The organism is Blastocatellia bacterium, from assembly GCA_035573895.1.
Classification (GTDB): Bacteria; Acidobacteriota; Blastocatellia; order HR10; family HR10; genus DATLZR01.
Map to the genome: position 1 here is coordinate 1 of DATLZR010000040.1, position 25,857 is coordinate 25,857.

19 protein-coding genes are annotated in these 25,857 nt (G+C 58.9%); 9 read left to right on the forward strand and 10 right to left on the reverse strand.

Annotated features, from left to right (window positions below; translation table 11 throughout):
* From VNM72_04350 to VNM72_04385, 8 genes are all read right to left on the reverse strand, one after another.
* Nucleotides 1–350, reverse strand: a 350-nt coding sequence (locus tag VNM72_04350) for a Glu/Leu/Phe/Val dehydrogenase dimerization domain-containing protein (GenBank protein HXF04630.1), incomplete at its 3' end; no start/stop codon positions are given.
* 50 nt (nt 351–400) lie between these two features.
* Entirely contained in the window at nt 401–679 is a 279-nt protein-coding gene (gene ftsL, locus VNM72_04355; protein HXF04631.1) for a cell division protein FtsL, read from the reverse strand.
* A 31-nt stretch (nt 680–710) separates the two neighbouring features.
* The gene (locus VNM72_04360; protein ID HXF04632.1) at nt 711–2,120 is read right to left on the reverse strand and encodes a phosphoglucomutase/phosphomannomutase family protein; all 1,410 of its coding nucleotides are present in this window, start codon (nt 2,118–2,120) and stop codon (nt 711–713) included.
* 104 nt (nt 2,121–2,224) lie between these two features.
* Nucleotides 2,225–3,082, reverse strand: a complete 858-nt coding sequence (locus VNM72_04365; protein HXF04633.1) for a hypothetical protein — start codon at nt 3,080–3,082, stop codon at nt 2,225–2,227.
* 106 nt (nt 3,083–3,188) lie between these two features.
* Complete coding sequence (gene lepB, locus VNM72_04370) at nt 3,189–4,028, reverse strand: signal peptidase I (protein ID HXF04634.1); 840 nt, start codon at nt 4,026–4,028, stop codon at nt 3,189–3,191.
* A gap of 27 nt (nt 4,029–4,055) precedes the next feature.
* The gene (gene rnc / locus VNM72_04375; GenBank protein HXF04635.1) at nt 4,056–4,880 is read right to left on the reverse strand and encodes a ribonuclease III; all 825 of its coding nucleotides are present in this window, start codon (nt 4,878–4,880) and stop codon (nt 4,056–4,058) included.
* A gap of 38 nt (nt 4,881–4,918) precedes the next feature.
* Nucleotides 4,919–5,833: a hypothetical protein gene (locus VNM72_04380; protein ID HXF04636.1), complete on the reverse strand. Its 915-nt coding sequence runs from the start codon at nt 5,831–5,833 to the stop codon at nt 4,919–4,921.
* 360 nt (nt 5,834–6,193) lie between these two features.
* The gene (locus tag VNM72_04385) at nt 6,194–7,933 is read right to left on the reverse strand and encodes an amino acid permease (protein ID HXF04637.1); all 1,740 of its coding nucleotides are present in this window, start codon (nt 7,931–7,933) and stop codon (nt 6,194–6,196) included.
* Nucleotides 7,934–8,564: 631 nt separating this feature from the next.
* Here VNM72_04385 and VNM72_04390 point away from each other — a divergent pair.
* The 9 genes from VNM72_04390 (at nt 8,565) to VNM72_04430 (ending at nt 24,024) form a co-directional block, all read left to right on the forward strand.
* Nucleotides 8,565–9,083, forward strand: coding sequence for a hypothetical protein (locus VNM72_04390; GenBank protein HXF04638.1), 519 nt, complete (start codon nt 8,565–8,567; stop codon nt 9,081–9,083).
* 42 nt (nt 9,084–9,125) lie between these two features.
* Nucleotides 9,126–13,196: an alpha/beta hydrolase fold domain-containing protein gene (locus VNM72_04395; protein ID HXF04639.1), complete on the forward strand. Its 4,071-nt coding sequence runs from the start codon at nt 9,126–9,128 to the stop codon at nt 13,194–13,196.
* The gene (locus VNM72_04400; GenBank protein HXF04640.1) at nt 13,193–15,295 is read left to right on the forward strand and encodes a glycosyl hydrolase; all 2,103 of its coding nucleotides are present in this window, start codon (nt 13,193–13,195) and stop codon (nt 15,293–15,295) included. Before VNM72_04395 ends, VNM72_04400 begins: the two co-directional genes overlap by 4 nt.
* A 136-nt stretch (nt 15,296–15,431) precedes the next feature.
* A complete protein-coding gene (locus VNM72_04405) occupies nt 15,432–17,714 on the forward strand; it encodes a glycosyl hydrolase (GenBank protein HXF04641.1) in 2,283 nt (760 codons plus the stop codon).
* 125 nt (nt 17,715–17,839) lie between these two features.
* Nucleotides 17,840–18,127, forward strand: coding sequence for a hypothetical protein (locus VNM72_04410; GenBank protein HXF04642.1), 288 nt, complete (start codon nt 17,840–17,842; stop codon nt 18,125–18,127).
* A 48-nt stretch (nt 18,128–18,175) separates the two neighbouring features.
* Entirely contained in the window at nt 18,176–19,504 is a 1,329-nt protein-coding gene (locus VNM72_04415; protein ID HXF04643.1) for a putative glycoside hydrolase, read from the forward strand.
* 13 nt (nt 19,505–19,517) lie between these two features.
* Complete coding sequence (locus VNM72_04420) at nt 19,518–20,831, forward strand: hypothetical protein (GenBank protein ID HXF04644.1); 1,314 nt, start codon at nt 19,518–19,520, stop codon at nt 20,829–20,831.
* Nucleotides 20,832–20,870: 39 nt separating this feature from the next.
* Nucleotides 20,871–22,466: a sulfatase-like hydrolase/transferase gene (locus VNM72_04425; GenBank protein HXF04645.1), complete on the forward strand. Its 1,596-nt coding sequence runs from the start codon at nt 20,871–20,873 to the stop codon at nt 22,464–22,466.
* Between the two features lie 328 nt (nt 22,467–22,794).
* Nucleotides 22,795–24,024: a hypothetical protein gene (locus VNM72_04430; GenBank protein HXF04646.1), complete on the forward strand. Its 1,230-nt coding sequence runs from the start codon at nt 22,795–22,797 to the stop codon at nt 24,022–24,024.
* On the opposite strand, the gene VNM72_04435 is transcribed toward VNM72_04430, so the two are convergent.
* Nucleotides 23,964–24,590, reverse strand: a complete 627-nt coding sequence (locus VNM72_04435) for a helix-turn-helix domain-containing protein (GenBank protein HXF04647.1) — start codon at nt 24,588–24,590, stop codon at nt 23,964–23,966. The two genes, VNM72_04430 and VNM72_04435, sit on opposite strands and share 61 nt — an antisense overlap.
* Before the next feature lie 366 nt (nt 24,591–24,956).
* Nucleotides 24,957–25,856 carry an agmatinase gene (gene speB, locus VNM72_04440; GenBank protein ID HXF04648.1) on the reverse strand — a complete coding sequence of 300 codons (900 nt, stop codon included), beginning with the start codon at nt 25,854–25,856 and terminating at the stop codon, nt 24,957–24,959.
* Between the last annotated feature and the right edge of the window lies 1 nt (nt 25,857).

Below are 25,857 nucleotides of genomic sequence, written 5' to 3' on the forward strand. Positions count from 1 at the left end.
TCCTTGGGATTGACGCGCACGCCTCCCTTCGCCCCGCCATAGGGAAGATTGACGGTGGCGCACTTCCAGGTCATCCAGGCGGCGAGCGCCTTCACCTCGTCCAGCGTGACATCGGGGTGATAACGAATCCCCCCTTTGCCGGGACCGCGGGCGATGTTGTGCTGCACCCGATACCCTTCAAAGACACGCAGCGATCCATCGTCCATCTTGACGGGAATCGAGACGATCATCTGGCGCTTGGGCGACTTCAGCAGCGCCTGCATCCCCTCATCCAGGTTGAGATACCGAGCGGCTCGGTCAAACTGAATCTGCGTGATCTCAAACGGATTGAGATTCTCTTCGACCTGCATGGCGTCCTTTCTCCTCCCCTCATGAAGGTAAGTATGATGCCCGATGAAACTCACTTCTTCCGCGATGGAGGAAAGGAGAGCACCATTTCATCCGGTCGAATCATGTGCAATTCTTCTCGGGCGATCCGTTCGATCACCTGCGGATCGTTCTTGAGGGCGTGGATTTCCTCCCGAAGCCGCTCGTTTTCTCTTTGCAGCCGTTTCACCTCGGCTTCGATCTGTTCGTACTCGGCGCGGGCCTCCCGATATTCCGCCCGCGTGCGCAGGATGGCCGTGCCACACAGACCCACGACCAGGACGATGATGAGAGCCCAGCCCAGTGTATGCAACCATGATGATGAGGACCGTTTCCGTGCGGGCTTAATCGAGCGCGAATGTCCGACCGTGTTCAAGGAGCACCTCCAGATCCGCTTCTGATGTCGCTTCCGCATAGCAACGAGCCACCGGCTCGGTGCCTGAGATCCTGAGCAGCAACCACGACTCGTCCTCGAAAACGAACTTGACCCCGTCGGTCCGATCAATTTTCACCACGCGCCGTCCGAAGACGTCTTCCGGTAAATCCCCCGATAGCTTCTTTCTCAATCGGCGTTTTGCTTCTTCATCCAGTTCAATCTCGATGCGTCGGCTGACCAGCCGTCCATCGGTGCGGTAGAGACGCTCGAGTAAGGAAGTGAGACTCATCCCGGTTCGCGCCACCGCCTCGACGGCCAGCAGACAGGCGAGGATGCCATCTTTCTCGGGGTAATGTCCGTGGATTGACAATCCGGCGCTTTCTTCGCCGCCGAGGATGATTTTCCCCTGCCGGAGAAGTTCTCCAATGTACTTGAACCCCACCGGCGTTTCATACACGGGACGCTGGCGGCGACGGGCCACCCGATCTACTTGATGAGATGTCGCCACGCTGCGGGCGACGCCCCCGGTCCAGGGTCGCGTCTCGCACAGGTAGTCAAACAGCAGGGCGATAAGTTGATTGGGCGAGATGAATTCACCCTGATGATCCACGATGCCGAATCGGTCGGCATCGCCATCGGTCGCCACACCGAGATGGCACCGATTGTCCCGAACGCAAGAGGCCAGCTCGCTGAGTCTTTCTTCAGATGGCTCCGGAGCCCGGCCTCCGAACAGAACGTCACGGGAGTCGTGAAGAACGATGACCTCCGCGCCAGCCTCGCGCAAAGCCTGATCCAGGTAATGGCGAGCCGTTCCCCACAACGGATCCACCGCGACCCGCAACTGCGCCCCGGCGATGGCGGTATAATCAATCTTCGCGGCGAGATCTCGCAGATACCCCTGGCGCGGGCTGTACTCGGTGATCCGACCTCCCGATCTCGATGGCGGGGATGATTCGCCCGCTTCCAACCGTTCAACCTCTTGTTCGATCTGGCGGGTCACCTCCGGCAGAGCCGGAGCGCCCGTCGCCGTCGAGAACTTGATCCCCTGATATTCCGGCGGATTATGGCTGGCGGTGATGTTCACCGCCCCGAGTGCGCGTTCGGCCAAAATCGCATAGGCCACTGCCGGCGTGGGAACCGGCTCCGTACAGAGAAGGACCTCAAACCCCGCGTCGGCCAGCACGCGGGCGGCGTGCGCGGCAAAGTCTTCGGCGAGAAATCGCGTGTCATAGCCGACGATCACTTTTCCCCTGCCCTCTTGCCGCTGGAGATAAACGGCGATAGCCTGGACGACCCGCGCGACGCGATCAAATGTAAAATCCTCCGCGATGATCGCGCGCCAGCCCGAGGTCCCGAATGCAATGCGGCTCCGGCTCACCGCGTCTCCTCCCTCAACAGATTGCCCTTACGGGGCCCTATGCCCCACACCGTAGGCCTCCTCGATGACCGTCATGAATCGCCGACTGATGATATGTCCTCATCTTACGGTCGGAAGCCGGGAATATCAAACGAGACGCCGAAGACGATGCCCGCGGTCGGGCTGAAGGACGTCAGTCCTTTGACGCCGGCAACGTCCCAGCGAAGTCCTCCGGCGCGGAGTCGAAGGCCGAGTCGCGCCTGTCCCTGCGATTCGGTGCCGAGCGGAGCGCGCTGTCGCGTGTTGGCGCGACCGTTGACTTCGCCGACCAGATCAACTCGATTCGTTACGGGATAGAGGCCGGCCAGACCGTAGACCAGCACGTCGTTTTGTTGAAATCGTTCCAGCGGCGCCGAGAGAATGCCCACGCCCAGATTCCCCCATATTTTCCCGCGACCCATTTGCTTCCCCACTAACAGGGCCGCGATCACATTGGTTTGATTCGTCCCGATGCCTCGGGATTGATCGGTGGTGGGCAGCTCCACACCGGCGCGAATGCCCAGAGCCGGCACGCGCGCCGTCTCGCGCCGGAGCAAAATTTTCGTCCAGAAGCTGAAATCACCGACATCATTCGTGCTTCCGGGTGAAGGGAGCCGCAGGGGAATAGCTGACGGACGGAATGACTCCTCGATGCCGAGAAAGTTCTGAATCGTTCCCTGAAGCTCAACTTCGACGTTGGATGAGAGTCCCCAATTGAGAGCAATCACGCCCAGTGCCGAGAGGTCTCCGCGCAATCCTGAGAGAGAGAACCGCTGATTCTGGAGAAAGTCAAAGCCGAGATCGAGGCGAATTCTCCCCGCCGGAACGATCTCGACATCTTCGGTGAGAAGCGGACGTTGCTGGGCACCGGCCGCACGAACCCCGCTCAGGAGCACGCCGATGAGGAGACCGAGAAGCCGACGTTGTCTGACGGGCTGCCTCATAGAGTTGCGTCCGCACCGTCCACCCGCACATCAGATCGAGCTCTCGCCTTCGAGCCCGTCGCGCCGTTGACCCTCATCACGGCGGCGGGATTCTACGCCACTTCGGTCAGCGAATCAAGGTTCCCGTTCGTCGCCAGCGGACGTGACGAAGTATGCTACTGAGGGGATTGCGGGAAAGCGCTGCCATGCGCTCGTCATAAGACCAATAGACGACCAAGGCTCGACCGACCACATTCTCTCGCGGAACCGTTCCCCAGAAGCGGCTGTCCTCGCTGTCATCGCGATTATCTCCCATGACGAAGAAGGAACCGTCAGGGACCGTGAACGGTTGCGTCACCGCATAGGTTCCACTCTCGTGAGCGCCGGACGCAAGATCGCCCGTCTCCAGCCGATAGGCGTCCCAGTAGACGCGGTACGTCGCCCCCGGTGGAGGCGGTTCATCCTTGACCAGCATCAAAGCGGAATCGGTCGCATCAATCCCGGGATTGCGGGCGAACACGCGATGTTCCGGCAGCTCCTGTCCGTTAATGTAGACGCGAGCGTTCCGCACCAACACCGTGTCCCCCGGCAATCCGATGACCCGCTTGACATAGTTGACTTCCGGGTTCTGGGGATATTTGAAGACGATCACGTCGCCCCGTCGCACTTCGCGGTAGGGGAGGATTTTGCCCCAAATGCCATGGGGCGCACCGGCAAAGATAAATTTGTTGACGAGCAGATGGTCCCCGATGAGGATGTTATTCTGCATCGAACCGGTGGGAACTTTTACCGCCTGAACGATGAAAGTCATGCCGAACAGAGCCATGATCACGGTGACGACCGCCGATTCGAAGTATTCTCGAAGAGTGGATTTCGACGGTTCGACCGAGGGAGGGGCTTCGGGAAGTGGCGGGGGCGTGTCGGGAGGAGTCTCAGATCGAGGGTCAACGATGCTCTCTTCGGTCATAGCGCGATTCCTTCCTCTTGTTTCCACTCAACATCTCGGTCGTTCGACGTCCGTGTCAGATGCGGGGACAGAGAGCGATGAAGGGAGCAACTCCTCGGTTACCACTTCGGGAGCGGCTGTCACCTGACCCTGAATCAACCATTGCTCGATCTTCTCCAGTTGGGCGAATGCCAGGCGGGCCGCCTGCTGATGAGCGACCTTCAGTGAGCGCCCTCGTCCGTAGGCGATCACCCGATTCCCCACGCTCAGGCTGATGTGAAACGTGCGGGCATGAGCCGGACCTTCGACGGAGAGGACCTCATAGGCCGGAGGCGGCAAACCCCGCGCTTGCAGCTCTTCCTGCAAGGCCGTCTTGTAATCCAGCCGCTCCGTATCTTCAGGACGGAGGCTCAACATGACCTCCTGAAACTGCTCGCGCAGGAATCGCTCCGCTGCTTCGATCCCTCCATCCAGATAGATCGCGGCGATCAATGCCTCATAAGCATCCACCAGCAAGGTGCGCTTGCGCCGCCCGCCGGTTTTTTCCTCGCCCCGGTTCAACCGCAGATAGTCGCCCAGATGAATGCGCTCGGCATGAACGTGAAGGTTGTCGGCGCTGACGAGGAAAGCTTTCGCCTTCGACAGCCGGCCTTCGGATAAGGTGGGGAAAAGTTCCAGCAACCAGGCACTAACGAGGAACCCCAGAATTGCGTCTCCGAGAAATTCCAGGGCTTCATTATCGGCGAGCGCCGTCTGTCCCATCTCATGGGCGTAGGACCGATGGGTCAACGCCCGCTCCAAATACGTGCGATTCTTGAACCGATAGCCGATGATGTTCTCCAGCTCGCCGAGGTCTGGTCGCTCACCCGTCATGATCACTCACACGGAGAGGGAATACGACAACGCCGGCCCTATGTCGTTGGCTTGTACTTCTTGATCAAATCCTCAAGACCATCAGTGGTGTTATTGTGCCGATACTTGTAGAACCCTTCGAGCGTCGCCCGGGCCACCTGCCCGAGGGCTTGAAACCGTGCATCGCTCTCGGAGAGGGCCACGACACGGGCATAGATCTCAATCATCTTGTCCACGACCTGATCCACTTCCTCCAGGAGTTTCTTCCCCGCCTCGGCTACTTTCTCCTCTGCCGTGAGCTTGTCGTAGCTTTCCTGGAGCCTTTTATATTGTCCCAGCTTATACGATTCGGCGATAAGGAACGGCGTCACCGGATCCTTCGGATCAAGTTCAGCAGCTTTGGTCAACGACTCGATGGCTGCCTCATACTCCCCCTTGTTATGCTGGAAAAGACCGAGCCCCTGATAGAGCAGGCCGAGGACTTTGGGTTTTTCTTGCTCCCATCGAGCCGGGTCAACACCGGGAGGCGCGGAACCGCCTTTGACTACATCGAGCGCTTTCTGAGCGTACAGAAGCCCCTGTTCATCGTACTTTTTGTTCCCCCCTTTAGAAGCCTCCGCTGCGGTCACGGCCAGATAGTAGGTGACACCGAAGTTATTGGGATCCGCCTTCAGAACGTCAGCGCCGATCTCAAAGGCTTTATCCAGATTGTTCGTCTGGATATACCAGAAGACCAGTTGCTGCTTGGCCCGCGGAGCCAGGACGCTGTTGGGATACTTGGCGAGAAATTCCTCAGCAATGCGAATGGCTTCGGCCAACTTCCCTTCGCCTGCCGGACGGAACATCGCGTTGAAGGCCTCGGCTTCCTCTCGTGTATAGGCGGGCTGCTGGCCACTCACACTACCGACCAGGAGCCCAACAAGGAGTAGACTCGTGACCACTGCCAGCCAAGGGTGTTGTCCCCATCGCTTCATTAGACAGTCCTCCTGCTGGTTAGGATTGGTGCAACTCTCAATGCTGTTTTTGATCAAACGCTCCCAAGCGAATGCCATTGATTCAATCGGCGGTCGGAATCAGGCACTTCATGGACCCTCTTCTGACCAACCCGGCCTGATTTTAAGACAAACCTCCAGCGAGCACAAGGGTAAGGCCGCAACCGCTCGAAGGCAGCAAATCCTGGGTAGGAATGGCCCGAGAGCGCGACAGGAACAGGCGGCAGTTTGTGTTCGCCTCCATCGGTCATCCCTCCTGCCTCTCCTGGCACAGGTCACCAAGGAAAGCCGGTACAGACCTTTCTCTCGCATACCCCTCTCACTCCACAAGATAAAAAAGCATCAGGTCTCCGCTCTGCTCCGATGCAAAACAATCGCGGTAACGACAAGCAGCAGCCCCAGGATGACTCCGGCTTCAAACCCCATATCGGTCAGGGTGAGCATCGAACGGGCGTATTGAATTTGACCCGTTGCCCCGCTGGTGGTCGCTCGTGCAAGTGCTTCCTGATAGTGGTGACTCGCGGCCAAACTGACAAAACCGAGGATGATTGTGGAAACGCCGCTCAAGACCATTCGCAAGGTTCCTCGGCGCTTCTGCGCCTCCAGCAGACGGCTGTGGCTCAGGCCATACCAGGCGTAGATCAACAATCCGACGGCGAGCCATACCCCGAATCGCACCCAGGTGATGCGGGGGAGGCTGATCATCAGATAGAGGCAACTGAAAATTCCCAGAAGCGGCACCGCGGGCACCAGAGGAGCCTTGAACGGGCGCGGCCGCTCAGGATCGGTGTGGCGAAGGATAATGACACCCGCACAAACGAGCACAAAGGCGAAGAGTGTTCCAATATTGGTCAGTTCCGCGGCATCGCCGATGTCCACGAACGCTGCCGGGACTGCGACGAAGATTCCCGTCAGGATGGTCGTCAGGTACGGCGTTTTGAATCGTGGGTGAACCGAAGCAAATCGCGCGGGCAACAATCCGTCACGGGACATGGAAAAGAAGATGCGCGGCTGACCCATCTGGAAGACGAGCAAAACTGACGTCGTCGCCATCACCGCCCCAAACGCCACAATCCCCGCAGCCCAGTTCAAATCCAGCGTCCGCAGCGCCAGCGCGAGAGGCTCGGCAACCCCAAGTTCCTTGTAGGAGATCAACCCGGTAAGAACGGCGGCGGTGACGACATAGAGAATCGTGCAAATGGCCAGCGACCCGATCATCCCCAGCGGCAAATCTCGCTGGGGATTTTTCGTCTCCTCGGCCGTGGTCGAGACGGCATCGAAACCGATGTAGGCGAAAAAGACGAGCGCTGCCCCCGTCATGATCCCCTCCCAGCCATTCGGAGCAAATGGCCGCCAGTTCTCCGGCTTGACGTAGACAAAGCCCACGATGATGAAAAACACAAGAACGAGCAGCTTCACTCCCACCATGATGGCATTGAAGCGAGCGCTCTCCTTGACTCCGATGACCAGGATCACGGTGAGCAGGGCGACGATGCCAAATGCGGGCAGATTCACAATGAGCGGCACTCCGAAAAGCTTCGGCGCATGAGCGACGATCTCCGGCCGATGGATGCCGACATTGTAACTGACCGTGAGCCACTGCCAGTTGGGGGGGATCTCCAGACCCAATCCCCGCAGAAGCTCGATGAAATACCCCGACCAGCTCACGGCGACAGCAATATTGCCGACGGCATATTCGAGAATGAGATCCCAGCCGATGATCCAGGCGACCAGCTCGCCGAGCGTCGCGTAGGCATAGGTGTAGGCGCTCCCCGAAATAGGGATGAGCGAAGCGAATTCAGCATAACACAGCGCACAAAAGCCGCAGGCGATTCCCGTGAGAATGAAAGAGACGATCAATCCCGGACCGGCTCCCGGTCGGAGGACTTCGCCCGTCACAGGATCAACCGTCCCGGCAGCCGCCGTGCCCGTCAGGGCAAAAATTCCCGCTCCGATGATGGCTCCCACGCCCAGCGCCGTCAGATCAACAGCCGTCAGCGCCCGTTTGAGCGAATACTCCGGCTTCTCGCTCTCGCGGAGGATCGAATCAACGCTCTTGACGCGAAAAAGCTCCTTGAACATGCATCCTCCAAGAGTGTGCCGCAGGCCGTCCAGCATCGCGCCGCCACGGCGAGCTGGAAAGTCTGCGCCCTCGTTTTACTGCTCCCGGACATGCCTGCACACCACGCGATGGGGCGAAAAGGAACGCTCCTCAAGACGAGTTATCGCGCTCCTCATCGCTTCCCCTCCGTCGGGACAGCGAGACGATAGCCGAGTCCATGCCACGAAGTCAAACATCCTTCCACCACTCCGTGAACACCCCCGCCTCATCCCCTGGACGGGCTGATTTCTTGTAACCAGCGCTTCCCCACGTCAGGCGCTCAACCCGATGGTGCCCCGACGCCCCTCGGGCAAAGGGAGTATTACCGGTGGCGTGCAATTCGTATCGGCTTCCCCCGCATGAGAAGGCGCGAGAATTTTTCAAACTCACGCTCGATGGAGTGTGTCTCAAATGGTGACGAGTTGCTTAGAACGAGGGGGGCGGGCCATAAGATCGGGACGATGCATGTCGGCGTTTATTCTGAGCGACCTTTCAGAGTGGGGTTTGCAGCCTGCTGACACACGCCTTCCCGTAGCATCGCCCTTCGGCCATGCGAGGGATCAGCAGCAGGGCGGACGGACATGCTCAGAAGCATGAGCTACATTTTCGGGGGTGACGATGAAAGGCCTCATTAAGCGCGACGCTGCAACACGGAAGGTCGGCTCCGGGATACTTTTTCTGTTCCTCATCGAGAGCCCGCTGGGTGGAGAGACCTTGCTGCCTCCGGGAGATGCATACGCCTTCGGCGAGACCACGGTCAACCGGCAGGGCATTTCAACGATTCATCGAGCAGAATATCGGATCTGGGCGAGCAGTATCCGGAGCGGCTGCAACCAAAGAAAGAGTCCCCCCGCCCATGAAAAGCGCCCACTGATGATTGATCGGTGGGATCCCTTCATCCCGCGTCAATTTTCTGAAGAGTTGGTCATGGTGCCGAGCAATACCAAGAAACGATTGAAAAATTCGGGAGCGCGCATTTACAGCGGGTCCGGCTTTCTCTCCCGCCGAGCACGGGAGACGTCCGCTACCGGGATATTTCTTGAGGAATCGCCCATATGCTCATGCGCGCTGCGAAGAAGGAAAAGGCGTTTACTAACGGATGAAAAGGCCAGCCGAAGAATGATCCATTGAACCCTTTCATCCGCTGGAGATGATTCCCAAGGGAGGACATTTATGAACACCCTCATGCGAATCGGTTGTCTCACGGCAACGGTCTTGTTGGGAGTACAAGCTCCGATTGTCAGCACGCGTGAAACGGGTCGCGCCGAACCCGTCTTACTTTTCGGCATCGGGATGCACATCGAGCCGCTGGGTCGAACGGCTCAAGGCTACGGCAGCGGCGGAGCCGATTATCGCCAGGGGTCGCTCTTTGAGCGCCACGTGCAAGACATTCTCACCGTAGCGAGGATGATCGAAGCCCACGGCGGGCGCATGACCGTTCAGGCGCAATCGCCGTTCACCCAGGTTGCGACCGAACGAGGCAACACCATTCTCGCCGATCTTGAGGCCCGGGGCCACGAGATCGGTCTGCACTTTCACGAGGATGCCCATCTCGGAAGGAACCCGGAGCAGCTTGCCGTCGAGACCTGGTGCGCCGTGATGCAACAGGAGATCGGACTCATTCATCAAGCGGGCGTGAAGAATCGCATTCGCTACTGGAGCGGGGGCAATCTCTATCCGGGACTGCTGGGAGCGGCATCTTGCGCCGGACTTGAAGTCAACAGCGACTGGAAGAATCCGAGAACTCAACGTACAGACCCTTCGCTTTTGGGAGTGAATCCCTGGCGTCCGACGGGCGGCCCGAGCGAGAACGACCTCTCGGCCTTTGCCACGCACAATCCCAACGGGAAGATCGTCTTCTTGCCCGAGGGCATGTATGACCCGGAGGAGTTCGCGCGCAAGCGCGAGATCATCGCTCAGGGAGGAGATCAGGCGTGGTTCGAGGTGCTGCGCGAGGCATTAGAAAGCTCGCTCGCATCAGCGAGAGCCGATCGAGTCAACGTCTTTCACTTCACGGTCCATCCGGGAGAATTTCGCGGTGATTCCAATCGTCCCTTTGGCGCCATCGAGGATTTTCTCACCCGCGTCGTAGACCCGCTCGTCGAGCAGGGACGTGTGCGCTGGGCGACGTTTTCGCAGATGACCGATGAGTTCATCGAGTGGGAAGAGACGCATCCGGGCGTTGACCCACGCTCTTCATCAGCAGCGATGGCCGCCACCGTATCCACAACCACGAACATACGGGCCACCCCCCGTGCTGTTCAGAAACAAGCCTCACCCTCACCGGCAGGCTACATAACGTTTGCCATCAACGTGCATGACTGGCGGAACATTGACGAGAGCGCCAACACGTTGCTGCGATTGATCAGCATCTTTGAAAAATACGGCGTGCGTGGGGATTTCTATCTGACCGAACCGATGGTCTACGCCTATGCTGAACGTCGTCCCGAGGTCATCACCCGGCTCAAAGAGAGTGGCATGACCATTAGCTATCACGTCCGCCCGCCGCACGCGCTTTACGTGGGGTTCGATCAGGCGTTGCGTGGGCTGAGCGGGCAGGCGTTGACCGAAGCCCTGCGAGAGTATGAGACGTACAGGCTCGATCTGGCCACCGGCGGATTACTGCGCGACCAGCCCGGCGGCTACAGTTTCGTGGCGCAAACGTTCGGTCGCCCACCGGTGGTCGTGGGCGCGCCCAACAACAATCCCACCATCAAGACGGCGGCCTTGCGAGTTTACAAAGAGCTGGGCGCGCAGATGGCCGTGATTTATCACGAATGCTGCGCTGATCCCGATCAACCGTTTGAATATCGGGACGGATTGCTTGTGCGACCGAGCGATTTCAGCATCACGCGCTGGTCGGTGTCAGGTGGGCCACAAGAGGCCTTCTGGTGGAACATGCTCCAGAGCCGCTATGCAGCCGAGTACAATCCGACGAACTATTTGAAGAAGAAGCTGAGTGAATGGAGCGGGTCGCGTCCCCCATTTATCACCGCGCTCATTCACGAGAATAATTTCTCGCGGCAAGGCCCGGAAAGCTGGACGCTCGTCTACTACGCGGATCGAGAGCGAACCCGGCCGCTCATCCCCCCGTTTGATTTGAATGCGCCGGACCTGTCTCGCCCCCGATCGCCCGAGGAACAAGAAGCAATCTGGGCGGCATACGAGCAACTGGTCGCCTATGCTGCAGCCAACCTGCGCGTGGTCACTTCGGAAGATATCGTAGCGATGGCCGATGAAAGTATGGTCAACGAGAATACGAGCAACGAGCAGGCGTTGAGCGCCCCTGCCCCTGCAAACAACGCCGCGACCGCCTCATCGAGCCAGACTCAAGCGGGCCGCGTTGATCGAGATGTCACCTATTGCACCGTGGGCGATGTGGCCTTGAAGATGGACATTTACTATCCTGCGGCCAGTCGTGGTCCGGCGCCGGTTGCCGTCTACGTCCACGGCGGCGGCTGGACGACCGGCGACAAAGCCCGCGGCGAGGGCGTGCGAGACATCCCCGAGCTTGTTGCTCGCGGTTATCTTGTGGCCGCCGTCAACTATCGCCTGGCGCCGCGCTACAAGTTCCCGGCGATGATTCAAGATGTCAAGTGCGCTGTGCGATTCTTGAGAGCGAATGCCAGGCGATACAACATCAACCCCGACAGGATCGGGGCGTGGGGTGGCAGCGCCGGTGGGCACCTGGTTGCGCTCCTGGGAACCGCCGACGAAACGGCAGGCTGGGATGTCGGGCAATATCTTGACTACTCCAGCCGGATACAAGCCGTCGTTGATATGTTCGGCCCAACAGACCTGACGGCGATTTTCGACGGAGCGAACCCGCGTCTGCTGGAGCAGGTCTTCGGCACAACGGACCGCACTTCTGAGGCGGTCCGACGCGCCAGCCCCGTGACGTGGGTTTCTCGGGACGATCCGCCCTTTCTCATCTTACACGGCGAGCGTGATCCGCTGGTGCCGCCCAGCCAGTCACAGATCTTTTACGACAAGCTTGTCCAGACGGGTGTGCCCGCCACGCTAGTCATGGTGAAGAACGCCGGCCACGGGTTCGTCCCGATGGGCGGGCCCATCAGCCCGACTCGCGATGAGCTGACCAGGATGATCGCCGACTTCTTCGATCGGTATCTGAAGAAAATGCCAGCCAGCAACGATCGGTACGGCGTCAGTCAGGGAGCCCATCGCGATAGCGTTCTCATGCCGCGCTCATTCGAGCTGGCGGCTCAGGCGGGTATCGGCTGGGTGCGCTTTGGCATCTGGTACAGCCTTGTCAATCCTAGCCCCGGCGTCTTTCGCTACGAGGAGTCGGGGTTCGATGCTCAGGTAGCAGGGGTTCGACAACGGGGCCTTCAGATTCTGGGTCAGCTCGGTTTCGCGGCTCCCTGGAATACAACGGCTCCATCCGGTTTGCCTCCAGGCGCTGACCCGCTTCACTTCCCGCCCCGCGATCTGCGAGCCTGGGCCGATTATGTCAGTCAAACCGTCTCGCGCTACAAGGACGAGATTCAATACTGGGAGGTCTGGAACGAGCCGGACCTGCGCGGATTCTGGGCGGGCACAGCAGCTCAGTACGCAGAACTCCTGGCCGTGACCTACGATGCCATCAAACGGGCCAATCCCGATGCCAAAGTGGTCCTGGGAGGGCTCGCTCTCGGTGGACCACCTCAACAGCTCAATCGAAATTTCCTGACCGAAATCCTCAACGACGCTCGGTATCCGGCTGCCCGATACTTTGACATCATGAATTTCCACCACTACGGGTCGCGGGAGGAAGCGCGACAGAGGATGGACGATGTGCGCGCGGCCCTGCGTCAGGCAGGCGCTTCAAACAAGCCCATCTGGATCACGGAGACGGGCTATTCGAGCGATCCCTCCCAACAGAACGATCCCAACTATCGGGGATTAGAGGGACAGGCTGAATGGCTTCGTGACATGATTCCCTATTTGCTTGAACTCGGGGCCGAGAAGGTCTTCTGGTATCGGCTCTACGATTACCCTGCCGACTTCAACCAGGATGTCGGCGCGCGCTACCACGGGCTGATTGACAACCAGGGGAATCCTAAGCCGGCCTACTTCGCCTACAAGGAGTTGATTCAAGCTACTACCTCGGTAACCGATTCAACAGAATCACCGCCTGGCGAGCGTCCAGGCGTTCATAATGTTGAGGGCTTACTCAGTGGAGAGGATTTTCGACTGCAGGCTGGAAGGCTGTCCAACAAAGGAAAAAGGAGGTGGAAAAAATGAGGCGGTTATTTTTTATCACGGTTGCGTTCCTTGCTACAGGGATGGTGGCAGGGTTTGCTGGCCGTGATGGATTTGCAGGCAGTGAACTGGTGCAGAGTCCCTCCTTTGCGGCCGATCGCTTTGCCATCCACCCCTTCATTCACGTGAGCTATCCGAGAGAGGCCAAAGTGTATCTCTTTGATGCGGCGCAGCGCACAGGCAAGCGGCTGATGCGGCAGGATTTTGCCCTGTATGATATTGAGCCAGAGGAAGGTCACTTCCAGTGGCGTAATCAGGATGAAAACGTGCAGATGGCCACAGAGCGAGGGCTCGAACTTCTGGGCACGTTGGGCTATGCCGCACCCTGGATTGCCGATCCGCGCAGTCCCAATCGCTACCACGCGCCCATTGATCCCGCCAAGCTTGAGGCTTTTGCCACCTACGTCCGGGAAACGGTGAAGCACTACCCGCAGGTGCGCTACTGGGAGATTTGGAATGAACCCAACCAGGAGCGCTACTACCGGAGCACACCCCAAGACTATGCCAAACTCCTCAAAGTCGCCTACCAGGCAGTCAAACAAGCCAACCCGAATGCCAAGGTGCTCTTCGGAGGTGCCTACGGGCTTGAGGTGGGAGGCCCGGACTGGGTGCGGCGGGTGCTGACCGATCCGGAAAACCCCGGACGAGAAAACTACGACATCGCCAATTTTCACCTGCGCGGTTCTTTGCAAAAAGTGGAGGCGGAACTCAACGCCATCTTGACCGTCTATCGAACCTATGGGAAGCCAAACGCCCCACTGTGGATCACGGAGTTCGGCTACCCGGCTTCCCCTCGTCATCAACAAGACCCGCAATACCGGGGGACGGACCTAGAGAGCGGCGAGCAGGCGCAAGCCGAATACTACAAGGTGGCCTTGCCCATGCTTCTTGAAAACGGCGTGGAAAAGGTCTTTGTCACCCTGCGGGATTTTGAAGCCGATGGCAACACTGTGTGCAGCATGGGCGATGTCAGTCCGTTTTGCAGTGAGGGCCTGGTGACGTTTTCGCTGCAAAGCGCTTCGGGGCGAGACCGCCCAGCCATGGCCGTCTATCAATCCTTCGGTCGAGCAAGCGAGGAGAGCAGCCCTTACGGTGTCAGTCTCGGAGCCGTGCGGGACAGTGTTATCATGCCCCAGGCGATCCGACTTGGTGCCCAGGCTGGTATCGGCTGGTTGCGCATGGGCATCTGGTACGCCTTGCTCAAACCCACGGTTGACTCGCCCTACCGATTTGAAGAAGCTGGCTACGACGCGCAAATTGCCGGGACGCGGTCTGCGGGTCTCGAGATCCTGGCCACCCTGGCTTTTCCGCCTCCCTGGAACAGCACCGCACCGCCCGATCCTCCGCCAGGCGTGGATCCTACACATTTTCCACCCCGGAACCTGCGAGCCTGGGCCGATTACGTCTTCCAAACGGTCTCGCGCTACAAAGACCAAATCCATTACTGGGAAGTCTGGAACGAGCCCGACCTCCAAGGATTTTGGCACGGCACCCCAGAGCAGTATGCGGAGCTTCTGGCTGTGTCCTATGATGCCATCAAGCGGGCAGATCCACAGGCTAAGGTCCTGCTCGGTGGGATCGCCATGAGTGAGACGGAAACTGAACCTTTCCTTACGGGGATCTTAAGTGACCCCCGCTATCCGGCAGCCCGATACTTCGACATCATGAACGTGCACAGCTACTCTCCCAAGGAGATCGCCAAGCAGAAGTTGGAAGCTGTACGTCGAATCCTGGCTGAGCACGGTGCCGCCGACAAGCCCCTGTGGATGACTGAAACGGGCTATTCGAGCGATCCGTCCTTGCAAAAGGACCCACGCTATCAAGGGCCGGAAGGTCAGGCCCAGTGGCTGCGCGATATGATTCCTTTTGCACTCAACGAACTGGGGGCTCAAAAGGTCTTCTGGTTCCAGCTCTTTGACTATCCCGATGATTTCACCGGTGACTTCCAGTTCCGCCACCACGGCCTGATTGACAACCGGGGCAATCCGAAGCCAGCGTACTTCGCCTACAAGGAGCTGATCACTGCGGGCACCGGCACGCAATCTCACAGAGAAGAGCACCATGGACGAGAGCGACGATGAAGAGACATGACGATGGCACGTGTCGCCAGCACTTGTCCCGTCCAGGTTGCGGCAACTGCTAGCACAGAGACTTTGGGAAGAAACGTCCTGCAAGTTAAAGGCTGTGCCACATCAATTGCAGACGAGGAGGTGCAAGATGATGACAAGCATGATGAAAAAGTTTCTCAATCGCATCATCCTGGTGGCGATGGTCACAACGGGAGCGTTTGGCGGGGTGCCGCAGACTTTATCCCAGTCTTCGGAACCCATCACGCCTCCGCCATACACCTACACGACCAGCCAGATTAAGCTCGAACGCACTGTCTCTGCCAATGGCTACGTCCTCGAGTGGTATCGCAACATGGCCTACACCTGTTCGCGCCGGGGCTATTACACCTTTGTGATTGCTTATCGGCAAGGAGTTCCCCCTTCGATGCCACAGGCGCTATGGGTTCGGCTGCACGGCGGCGGGCTGGGGGCCTATGGCCCTGGCGGCACGTACTTGCCAACGGCGTACTGCGCCGGACCCGGCACACCCTGCTACCTCGACGAAGAGAACCTGGAAAGCCTGGCTAGTCACCTGCAAGAACGGGGCCTCATGAAGAACGTGGCCGCGCATGGAGGCTTCCGCTTCTTAGTCCCCTCGATGTGCGATCACGACATGTACATGGGCATAGGAGATGTCGAAGAGCCGTACAATCCCAACACCGACGCCAACGGACAGCGCCCGCGAGCCGATGGCTTTCTCGCATTGCGCTCGGCGCTGGAGTACACGCGACAAAAATATGCGACGACGCACATATTCGTGCACGGGACGAGCGCCGGATCGGTGGGCGCGCTCAACCTCGCCAGTATGCTCGCCGCCGCCGAGCATCAAGCGATCAGCGGCGTGATCGCCGACAGCGGTGCAGTCAGCGATCTCTCGGACCTCTTGGCGCAAGCCGGATGTGGCGACAAATACGATCCCCAGGTGCTGGAGCTGTTCCGGGCCAAAATGGGAGCAGTTTCTGAGGCGATGATCACCCCGGATCGAGTGATCAACGCCGGGATGATGCGGACGCCCATCTATGCCTTTTTCAATACGCACGATCAGGTCTACGACTGCCCTCCCGATGATCAGGTGACGATCACCGATGCCCAGGGGCGGACCTACACGGGCAGCGGGGCGCAGCTCACCTACAGGAGACTCACTGATGCGATCAAAGGAGCCTCCACCGAGTACAAAGCAGTGGCGCGGGTGCATGAGGTCTGTGCGGGTCAAGATCGCGAGTCGTCGCTGCCGTGCAGCGTGCACATCCCGACCTTCTTCGCTAGCTCTGAGCTTGGGGGCGACCGCTATAAGAACGGCGAAGACTACAATGCCGTGATCATGCGGTGGGTAGAAGAGCGACTCCAGGATCCCATCCCGGCCAGCAACGATCGGTATGGCGTGAAGCTAGGGGCGTCGCGCGATGCTATCGTCCTGCCCCGTGCGATCCAGCTCGCAGGGCAGGCGGGCATTGGCTGGATTCACTTTGAAATCCACTACTCCCATGTGAATCCTGCGCCCGGCGTGTTTCGCTACGAAGAGTCGGGCTACGATGCCCAGGTAAGGAAGGTTCGTGAGCAGGGTTTGCAGATACTGGCAATGCTCGGTTTTTCCGCTGACTGGAACACAACCGCGCCGGATAACCCACCACCGGGCTTGGACCGCTGGGACTACCCACCGCGGGATTATCGGGCCTTTGCTGAGTATGTTTTTCAGACCGTCTCGCGCTACAAAAACGATATCAAGTACTGGGAGGTGTGGAACGAGCCTGACCTCCCCGGTTTTTGGGCGGGCACCCCAGCCCAGTACGCGGAGCTTTTGGCGGTCACTTACGATGCTGTTAAACGCGCTGATCCTCAGGCCAAGGTTTGCTTGGGGGGATTGAGCCTCGGTGGTTCTCGCGTTGACCCTGATTTCCTCACCAAGATTCTTTCGGATCCCCGTTACCCGGCTGCTCGGTACTTCGATGTCATCAGCTTTCACGTTTTCGGTTCGCCTGACTTTCGTGAGGAAGCATCCAGGAGGATGAACTACATCCGCAATGCCCTCGCCCAGGCGGGAGCTGCCGACAAGCCCATCTGGATCACGTCAGCGGGCTACTCCAGCGACCCTTCCGAGCAGAAAGATCCCAACTACCAGGGGCTGGAGGGACAGGCTCAGTGGCTTCGTGACCAGATTCCTTACCTGTTAGGCCTGGGGGCGGAAAAGGTGCTCTGGTTCAATCTTTACGACAGGCCGGACATGGAGGGTTTCCGTTACTACGGTCTCATGGACAACCAGGGCAATCCCAAGCCCGCCTACTTCGCCTACAAGGAATTGATTCAGTCAGTCTCGTTGGCGCGACCGCCCGCCGTCACAAAGCAGCAAATGTCCTTCGGAAACGATGAGACTGTGAAGTTCACCAGCGGATGAAAAGTGCCGACGGATGCTTTCGATGAAAACACGGGAGCGCCCGCCTCCGGCGGGCCTGGCCTTTGCGCCGACAAGCACGCCCAGGCGGCGCTCTTCCAGAGGGACATGAAGTCATGAAGCTGAGAATGAGAGTCACGACCCTCAGGCCCCTGGTGTTTGCCCTCGCGCTCAGCGTGGGCATCGCTCGCATGCTGAGGGGGACAGCAGTGGCTGATTTCCCTACAATCACCGTGGGACTTCGGCCCAGCGCGGAGAATGATTCCGCAACGCACATTGCGCTCGGCTCACAGCAGCCGGACAAGGATCTCAGTCAAGACCTTGAGTTCAAACGACCGCCTCTGACGGACCAGGGAGATTTTGTCAGACGCTTTTTGAAGAGGCATCGGCGGCAGACCACGGGTGATAAAGTCTAATCTTCGTTGAAGAGGTGAGACTGCGAGACAGGAAGAAGACAAGACGACATGAGGTACGCGATCAAATCATTCAGTCTTAGCCTGATGCTGCTCAACGTTGCTTTGGGCGGATGCATCAGTAGCCCTGTGGTAGGTGGAAATAACAGAGAGAGCGGAGACAGTAGCGTCTTTCCTAACCCGGCCAGGCTCTACACGAAATGGAACTCGTGGAAGGATTCGGTGGAGTGGTCTCAGGAAGACAAAGAGAATGCCGTCCGCTATACGGAAGTGATCTTTGCCGTCCCCCTCGGCGAGATCGAGCACATGCGCCAGCTCAAGCACGCCCTCAATCCAAATGTAAAACTCCTCCGCTACATCAACATCTGGCCCCGGGGCGCAGAAAAGTTAGCCGATTACACAGACCGGATGCTGATCCACCGCGATTGGCCCAATCAGAACGGCGTTATCCTTAGATTCCGAAGCCTTGAAGATGAGTGCGGTCGTGACATTGTGGATGTCTCGCGCCGGGAAACACGGGAGGAAATGGCACGAGTGATCGAGATTTTGCTCGATCCCCAGGGCGAATACCGCTACGACGGCATCTTCTTTGATCTGTCTGCTTGGGAAGCACTGTGGTATGAGGTCTCAGCTTTGGACGTGACCTTGCCCGGTGACCCGGAGTGCAAACCGATCCGCAGAAGCGACAAGAACGCTCCTTTTGTCACAAACGATTACTACCATAAGTCAGCCGATTTCCTGGTGGCGTATCACAAATTCCTCAGAGAGCGCGCCATCGGGGAGAAGATGCACATCTTCAACGGGATGCCCAATGAGCCTGACGATTGGGCTTTCGCTCCGCCAGGCTTTCAAAACAGCGACTTTTATCTGAGCCAGTATCTGGACACCGCCCGAGTGGACGGCGGGCAGATGGATACAACCTTTGTTCATGGGCAAGGTAAGGCAACGGAAGAGAGATGGCTGTTTCAGTTGGAGATGATGCGGAGATTTATCACGCACGACCCGCCGAAATACTTTCTGGCGAAGGTGCACAGTGAAGACGATGACAAGCTGGAGTATGGCTTTGCCTCGTATCTGCTCGGAACAGACGGTCGCCATGCGCTGTTTGGGGCAATGGGAAGGGCGGATTGGGACACCAACCCAATTATGAGAGCGCCCCTGGGAAATTTCGTGGGAGACTATCAGCCGATAGCAGGGCTTTCGTATGTGTTTCAGCGGCAGTTTGAAAACGGGATCGTCATCGTGAATGCCCATTCGAGTCTGGAGCAGATGGTCGTATTGCCGATAGGTCGGTATCAGGATGTGCGTCGAGGGACAATCCATCAGAGCGCCATCTCCATTCCCGCGCAGTCGGGGCGAATTCTGATAAAAATACAGTGAGAGGTGAACGAAGATGAATCGCAAGCTACCTATCTTTTTAATCACGCTGATCACTGTGGCCGTGAGTTGCGCCGTGCTAACAGTCTCGGGGTCTTCATCGGCAGCTCAGGCCACCGATGACTTCACTCCCTGCACTGGCTACGGCACTCCACCGCGCGGTGCAGCGGGCCAACTCGGCCCGTGGGCTAACCGACTCATGATTGCCTATTCCGACGACGGGCTCACTTGGACCCGCGCCAACCGCATCCTGTCGGACCAGGCCGACGTGCCCGACGCCATCGTGGACGACGACGGTGTGCTGCGGGTGTACTACGTCACCTGGTGTCCCCAGGAGGTCCACAACAAGACTGTGGTGGCCCTCTCGTCGGACGGCGGCCAGACCTGGAGATACCGCCGGGTGAGGATCAACGGGCTGGCTCCAGGCCAGCCTGACGCTGTGGACCCGGACATCGTCCGCACGCCTGATGGAAAGTGGCGGCTCTATTTCACCAGCGCGCCACCCGGCCCGGGCGGCGGCCCCCCACGCACCTACTCTGCCCTCTCCGACGACGGCTTCACCTTTCAACTCGAAGCAGGCTATCGCCTCTCCGTGGAGAGTAGGGGTGTCCTCGACCCGTCTGCGCTTTTGATCGGCGACACGTGGCACCTGTTTGCCGGGGGGCAGGTCACCACGCCCGGTGCCAACTGGCACGCTACTTCCACCGACGGCCTCAACTTCACTCGTCAGGCCGACTTCTCCACCGGCAATATGACGATGGCCAATGGTCTGGCCGTAGAGGGCGGCTACCGCTTTTACGGCTTCCGCTTGGCCGCTAACCCGCCGCCTCCACCACCAGCGATCCCACCGATGGCCATCTACTCAATATTTACCACCGATGGGGTAACGTGGAAGGTGGACTCCGAGGCGCGCTTGTCGCCGGACCCATCGGCCAGCTTGGAGGCCCTGGGCGTCAAGGACCCGGCTGTGGCCCGCTTGCGCAATGGCCGCTATATCATGATCTACGTCACCACCATCCCGGAGTACCTGGCTAACAGGTCCGCCCAAACTCAATCGTCAACATCCAATATCCAGTCTCCCTCCTTTCTCTCCCTCCACGCCTGCAACACGGTAACGACCGACGCCGCTGACCCTCGCAATCACCAGCCCTATCTAGCCCGATTGGAGGGTAGGACGAACTGGAGCCTGGTGCCTGGCCAGACGCCTTACCGCAGTAGCGTACCTGACTTTATCCGCCGGGGCAGCACAACCTACGCTTACACCCCGGGTCAGGATCCGGCCGGTTGCGCCCAGCCGAGACCACCTGTCAGACTGATTGAACAAAGGTGAAGAGTGTGATCCCGATAGCATTTCGTGGGAGGTGAGACGATGAGACGACTGCGTAGAACTCTCAGCATCGGTCTGGTGCTGCTTGCTGTGGTTTTGAACGGGGGCGGCGGGAACACAGCAAGCCAAACGGCAGGCGCGGATCGCCCGAACATCATTTTCATTCTCACCGACGATCTGGACGCCCACTCCATCGCGTTCATGCCCAAATTAAAAGCCCTGCTCATAGATCAGGGCGTGTCGTTCTCGAACTTCTTCGTCAGTTTCTCCCTCTGTTGCCCGTCGCGGGCGACGATCCTGCGCGGCCAATACGCCCACAACACGCAAATATTGGCCAATCGCCCACCCGATGGAGGCTTTGAAAAATTCCATTCCTTGGGTGAGGAGAACTCGACGGTCGCCACCTGGTTGCAGGCCGCCGGGTACAGGACGATGTACGTCGGCAAGTATCTGAACGGCTATCCTCAAGGTGTTGCGCTCACATATGTCCCGCCGGGCTGGACTGAGTGGTACAGCCCCGTAAAAGGCAATCCGTACAGCGAGTACAACTACACGCTCAACGAAAACGGCAAGCTCGTCACCTACGGCAACAAACCCGAAGACTACGGCACCGACGTCTATGCCCGCAAATCTGTTGATTTCATCCAGCGCATGGCCAAAGAAGGAAAGCCGTTCTTTATTCATTTGTCCGTCTATGCTCCCCACGGTCCGGCCACGCCCGCGCCCCGACACGAAAATATGTTCCCTGATGTCAGGGCACCGCGCACGCCCAACTTCAACGAAGAGGAGGTCAGCGACAAGCCCGCGTATATCCGCGACCGGGCACCTTTACCTTCGAGCGCAATCGCTTTGATTGATGAGCAGTATCGCAAGCGGCTGCAATCGCTACAGGCCGTGGATGACGCCCTTGCATCGGTTATTGATGCGCTCAAAGCCACCAACCAACTCGACAAAACCTACATTTTCTTCTCCTCAGATAACGGCTTTCACCTGGGTAACCATCGCTTGGCGATGGGCAAGGTAGCACCCTACGAAGAAGACATTCGCGTGCCGCTGATCGTCCGCGGGCCGGGCGTTCCTGCTGGTCGAACGATAGACCATCTGGTGGGCAACGTGGATCTGGCGCCGACCTGGGCGGAGCTGGCGGGAGCGAAAGTCCCCGATTTCGTTGACGGGCGCTCGCTCGTACCCTTGCTCGGCAAGACTCCGCCGCCAATAGAAAGCTGGCGCCAGGCTTTGTTGCTGGAGAATGGTCCCGTGAATCCTCAAAGAAGAAGGCTTCGACGGGGCAATTTCCGCACTGCGCTGAACGGTGTGCTGGAGCCGGAGGATTCGCTACCCGGTCGTCCACAGCAAAGACCACGAGGAGCAATCCCTGCCTATCGGGGCATCCGCACGCGCGATCATCTCTATGTCGAGTATGTGACGGGAGAGCGTGAGCTTTATGATCTGAGGCGTGATCCCTACCAGCTCCAGAATCTCTATTCCACGACCGATCCCCAGGTGCGGGCTCAGTTCTCGGAGTGGCTAGCAGCGCTCAGTCAATGCCGTGGAGAGGATTGTCGCACCGTGGACAGAGTGCCTCCCGGCATCCGCTCGACCGGTCGGCGTTTGCCAATCGCTCGGGAAGAGAGATAGTCGGAGTGAGCGGACAGAAGACGCAGATTCCAGGCTCATCCTCCGCCCGGCCATAAGAAGAAGTGTCGCCGATTGTCGTGCCGTCTTTTCATGGGGGATGGTGAAGACCGCGGAGCGCTCGCTTTGAGCGCGCCTCTTGATCAAAAGCAGCAAAGGGCACGCAATGTGCATGCGCTCCCCAAGGAATTTCGGAGGAGTCTTTCATTGGCGCCGGATGGCATCCGGAACCCATAAAAATTTCACCGCCAATGGACACGGATGGACACTGACGGGTATCCTCAACCGTGCTGATCCGTGTTCACAATGGTGATTTTCGGAAGGGTTTACGATGAGGAGATCGTGTGTTGCTCTCATAATGCTGCTGTCGCTGGGAGTGCCGCGAGCCGCTTTCGCAGAGCCTCCGAGCGAATACGCTGACCTGTATGCCCTCTTAGATCAACGACTAACAGCAGCAGATCGGGTGCTGTCCTCACGCTGGAACGGCGAGAGGTTTCCAGTAGTGTTCGCCGCCGAACTTCTCGCCGCCAATGGCAATCAGGGCGAGCGCCTTCTGACGGAGGAAACCTGGCAGGGAGTTCTGGTAAGCCTTGATCGGCTACAACTTTTAGGGGTGCGGGGAGTCAAACTGGCCATCGTTTATCCCATTCTCCTGCCCGGTTTCCCGCGGTCGGCGGAGTATCTGGCGTTCTACAAACGACTGGCCGAGGAGTTGCGCCGACGGGGATTGAAAATCCTCGTGGGAATGGGGCCGGCGTTTAAGCCATCGGCACTCGGAGCGCTTCCGGTGCAATCCTATTATGCCTCTCTCACATTTCAACGCTACAAGCGCGAGAAGCGTCAGATGGCCGAAACGATCATCCGCGAGATCCGACCCGATTTCCTCACTATCGAGAACGAACCTCACACGGCCTGGGAGAACACGGGCTTGCCATTCACCGTTGCCAACTTCACCGATGTCGTGCGCACGGTGCTCGATGGGCTGGATCGTTCGGGCGTGCTCGTGGGAGCCGGTGCGGGCACCTGGGACGCGCTGGCCTATTTTGAGTCGCTGGCCCGGTCAACCACGGTAGATTATCTCGACCTGCATCTCTATCCCATCAATTTCGATTTCCTGCTCGATCGCCCCTTTCGGATTGCTGAACTGGCCGAGCGTTACGGAAAACGACTGATTTTAGGGGAAGCCTGGCTCTATAAGGCGCGGGACTGGGAGCTGCTCGTCCCCGCCCTCGTCACGGCGACGGAGCTTTTCTCCCGCGATGTCTTCAGTTTCTGGGAGCCGCTTGACGTGCGCTTTGTCGAAGTGGTGGGAAAGCTCGCTCACGTGCTTCGTTTAGAACTGGCCTCATTTTTCTGGATGCGCTACTTCTTCGGGTACATCGAGTATAATGCCGCGACCAAGGGGTTGTCGGCGAGCGAGCTGTTCTCGCTGGCGAATCGAGCGGCAGCGCAAAACATGCTCCAGGATCCACCTCGGTTGACCCGCACGGGAGAAGCCTTTCACCGGCTCGCCACCGAGGCGAATGCAGCCAGGGGTCGTGCCCTCTCCAGGGCCGAGTAGACGACGCGCACGGGACGCTCGGCCGAGACCGTGCGTGTGATGAGTCCCAGGGCTTCCAATCGGCGGAGCCGTTCCGAGAGAACTTTGCTGCTGATTCCCGGTAGCGCCCGTTTCAGTTCACTCGTGCGATGAGGTCGTTGTAAAAGAAGTCCGAGAATCCTACGCATCCACTTGCAGTGTAAAACCACGACCACCGTCTCCGGCGCGATCCCGTTCTGCAGAAGGTGATCAAGCAGGGGGCTGAGGCGGCGGCCGTCGGGCGTCAGCCGATATTCCACATGACGGGGATAGCCGCCCCGCTCCCAGCGGGACACGAGACCGGCCCGTTGAAGCTCATCCAGTCGCGCGTGAAGGACTTTTGCCCGAAGTCCCGGCAGCGCCCGGAGCAACTCCGCCGTTCGACGAGGCCGCGCCCGCAACTCGCTCAGAATGTGCAGCGTCCACTTGCACTTGAAAAGCTCCAGCCACTCTCCCTCATATTGAGACGGAGCCGTCGCTACCGACGACCATCCGAACAACGATGATTCCTTCACCTCCGCTGCCATAGGGACGTAATTTACACACATCCGGTTGAATCGGCAATGCCCTCCACAATTGTACGATCTTAAAAAGCCCGAGCAGGCTGGCGCGACGTTCGACAAATTCAGAAGCTGCTTCTGCTCTCCGTCCGCGCGAGTTCGTGACCGGTGACGGCGTTCACCGGGACTCCTCGTATTTTGCGCGGCAAGATTTCTGGAGCGTGGCGTCAGGACAAGGGAACGGGTCTTCATCCGCTGCTCAAGTCGGTGAGAATGAAGCTCCTGCATGACTCTGGGGAATCACTGCCGGGAAGAAACGTCAAAAAGCCCGGGTTCCAGAAGACGCAGGGGCGGGCCGGAGTCTCGGCCATCATCGAACTACGGCTTTGAGAGAGAAGCTCACCCAGTCTTTGCTCAAAGGCTCGTCGTGCCATCGCGAGGAAGATCGCTGGCGAAGACGTAACCGAGACATTTGTAGATGAGTTTGGCCGTCGTGAAGCTGGAGGCCGTGGGACCAGCCAGGGGGCACAACTCGGTCACGTCCATTCCCACAATTGTCCTTCTCTCGGCCACCTGGCGAACGAGAGTGAGCGTCTCATACCAGGACAATCCCCCTGGTTCCGGCGTCCCCGTCGCAGGGATGAGCGACGGGTCGAGGCCATCCACATCAATCGTCAGGTAAACGTGCGAGCTTAAGCGGGCGATGACCGCTTCGATCCAATCGCGTCGGCCCACGATGTCCTTGGCGAAGAAGATCGTCACGGGCAGATGTGGCAAAGCGCGGGCTTCCTCGCGGCTGAGCGACCGCACGCCGACTTGAACGACCGGGCAGTGCTCGACCATGCGCGCCGCCACGCACGCATGATTATAGGGCGTGCCCTCGTAGGACGACCGCAAATCCGCATGCGCGTCAATCTGCAAGACGGTGAGGTCGGGATAGTGCTGGGCGAAGGCGGCGACAATGGGGGCGGAGATGGAATGTTCGCCGCCAAGCGTGCAGAGAAATTTCCCGGAAGCGAGCCATCGGCGAGATTGCTCATAGAGGCGATTCATCACTTCCTCAATCGGACCGGTCACGCACGCGGGAGGCAACGTGTGAATACCAAGCCGATAGACCTCGCCCCCCAGCTCTTCGTCATAGAGTTCGAGATGATGGGAGGCCTCGATGATGGCGCGCGGTCCCTGGGCGGTCCCCTTCAGGTACGTGGTAGTTGCTTCAAACGGGACGGGCCAGATGAGAATTCGAGCGCGGTCATAATCGGTACACTCGCCGTCAACCCCTCCGAAGTTGAAACTCAATGACGATTCGCTCATA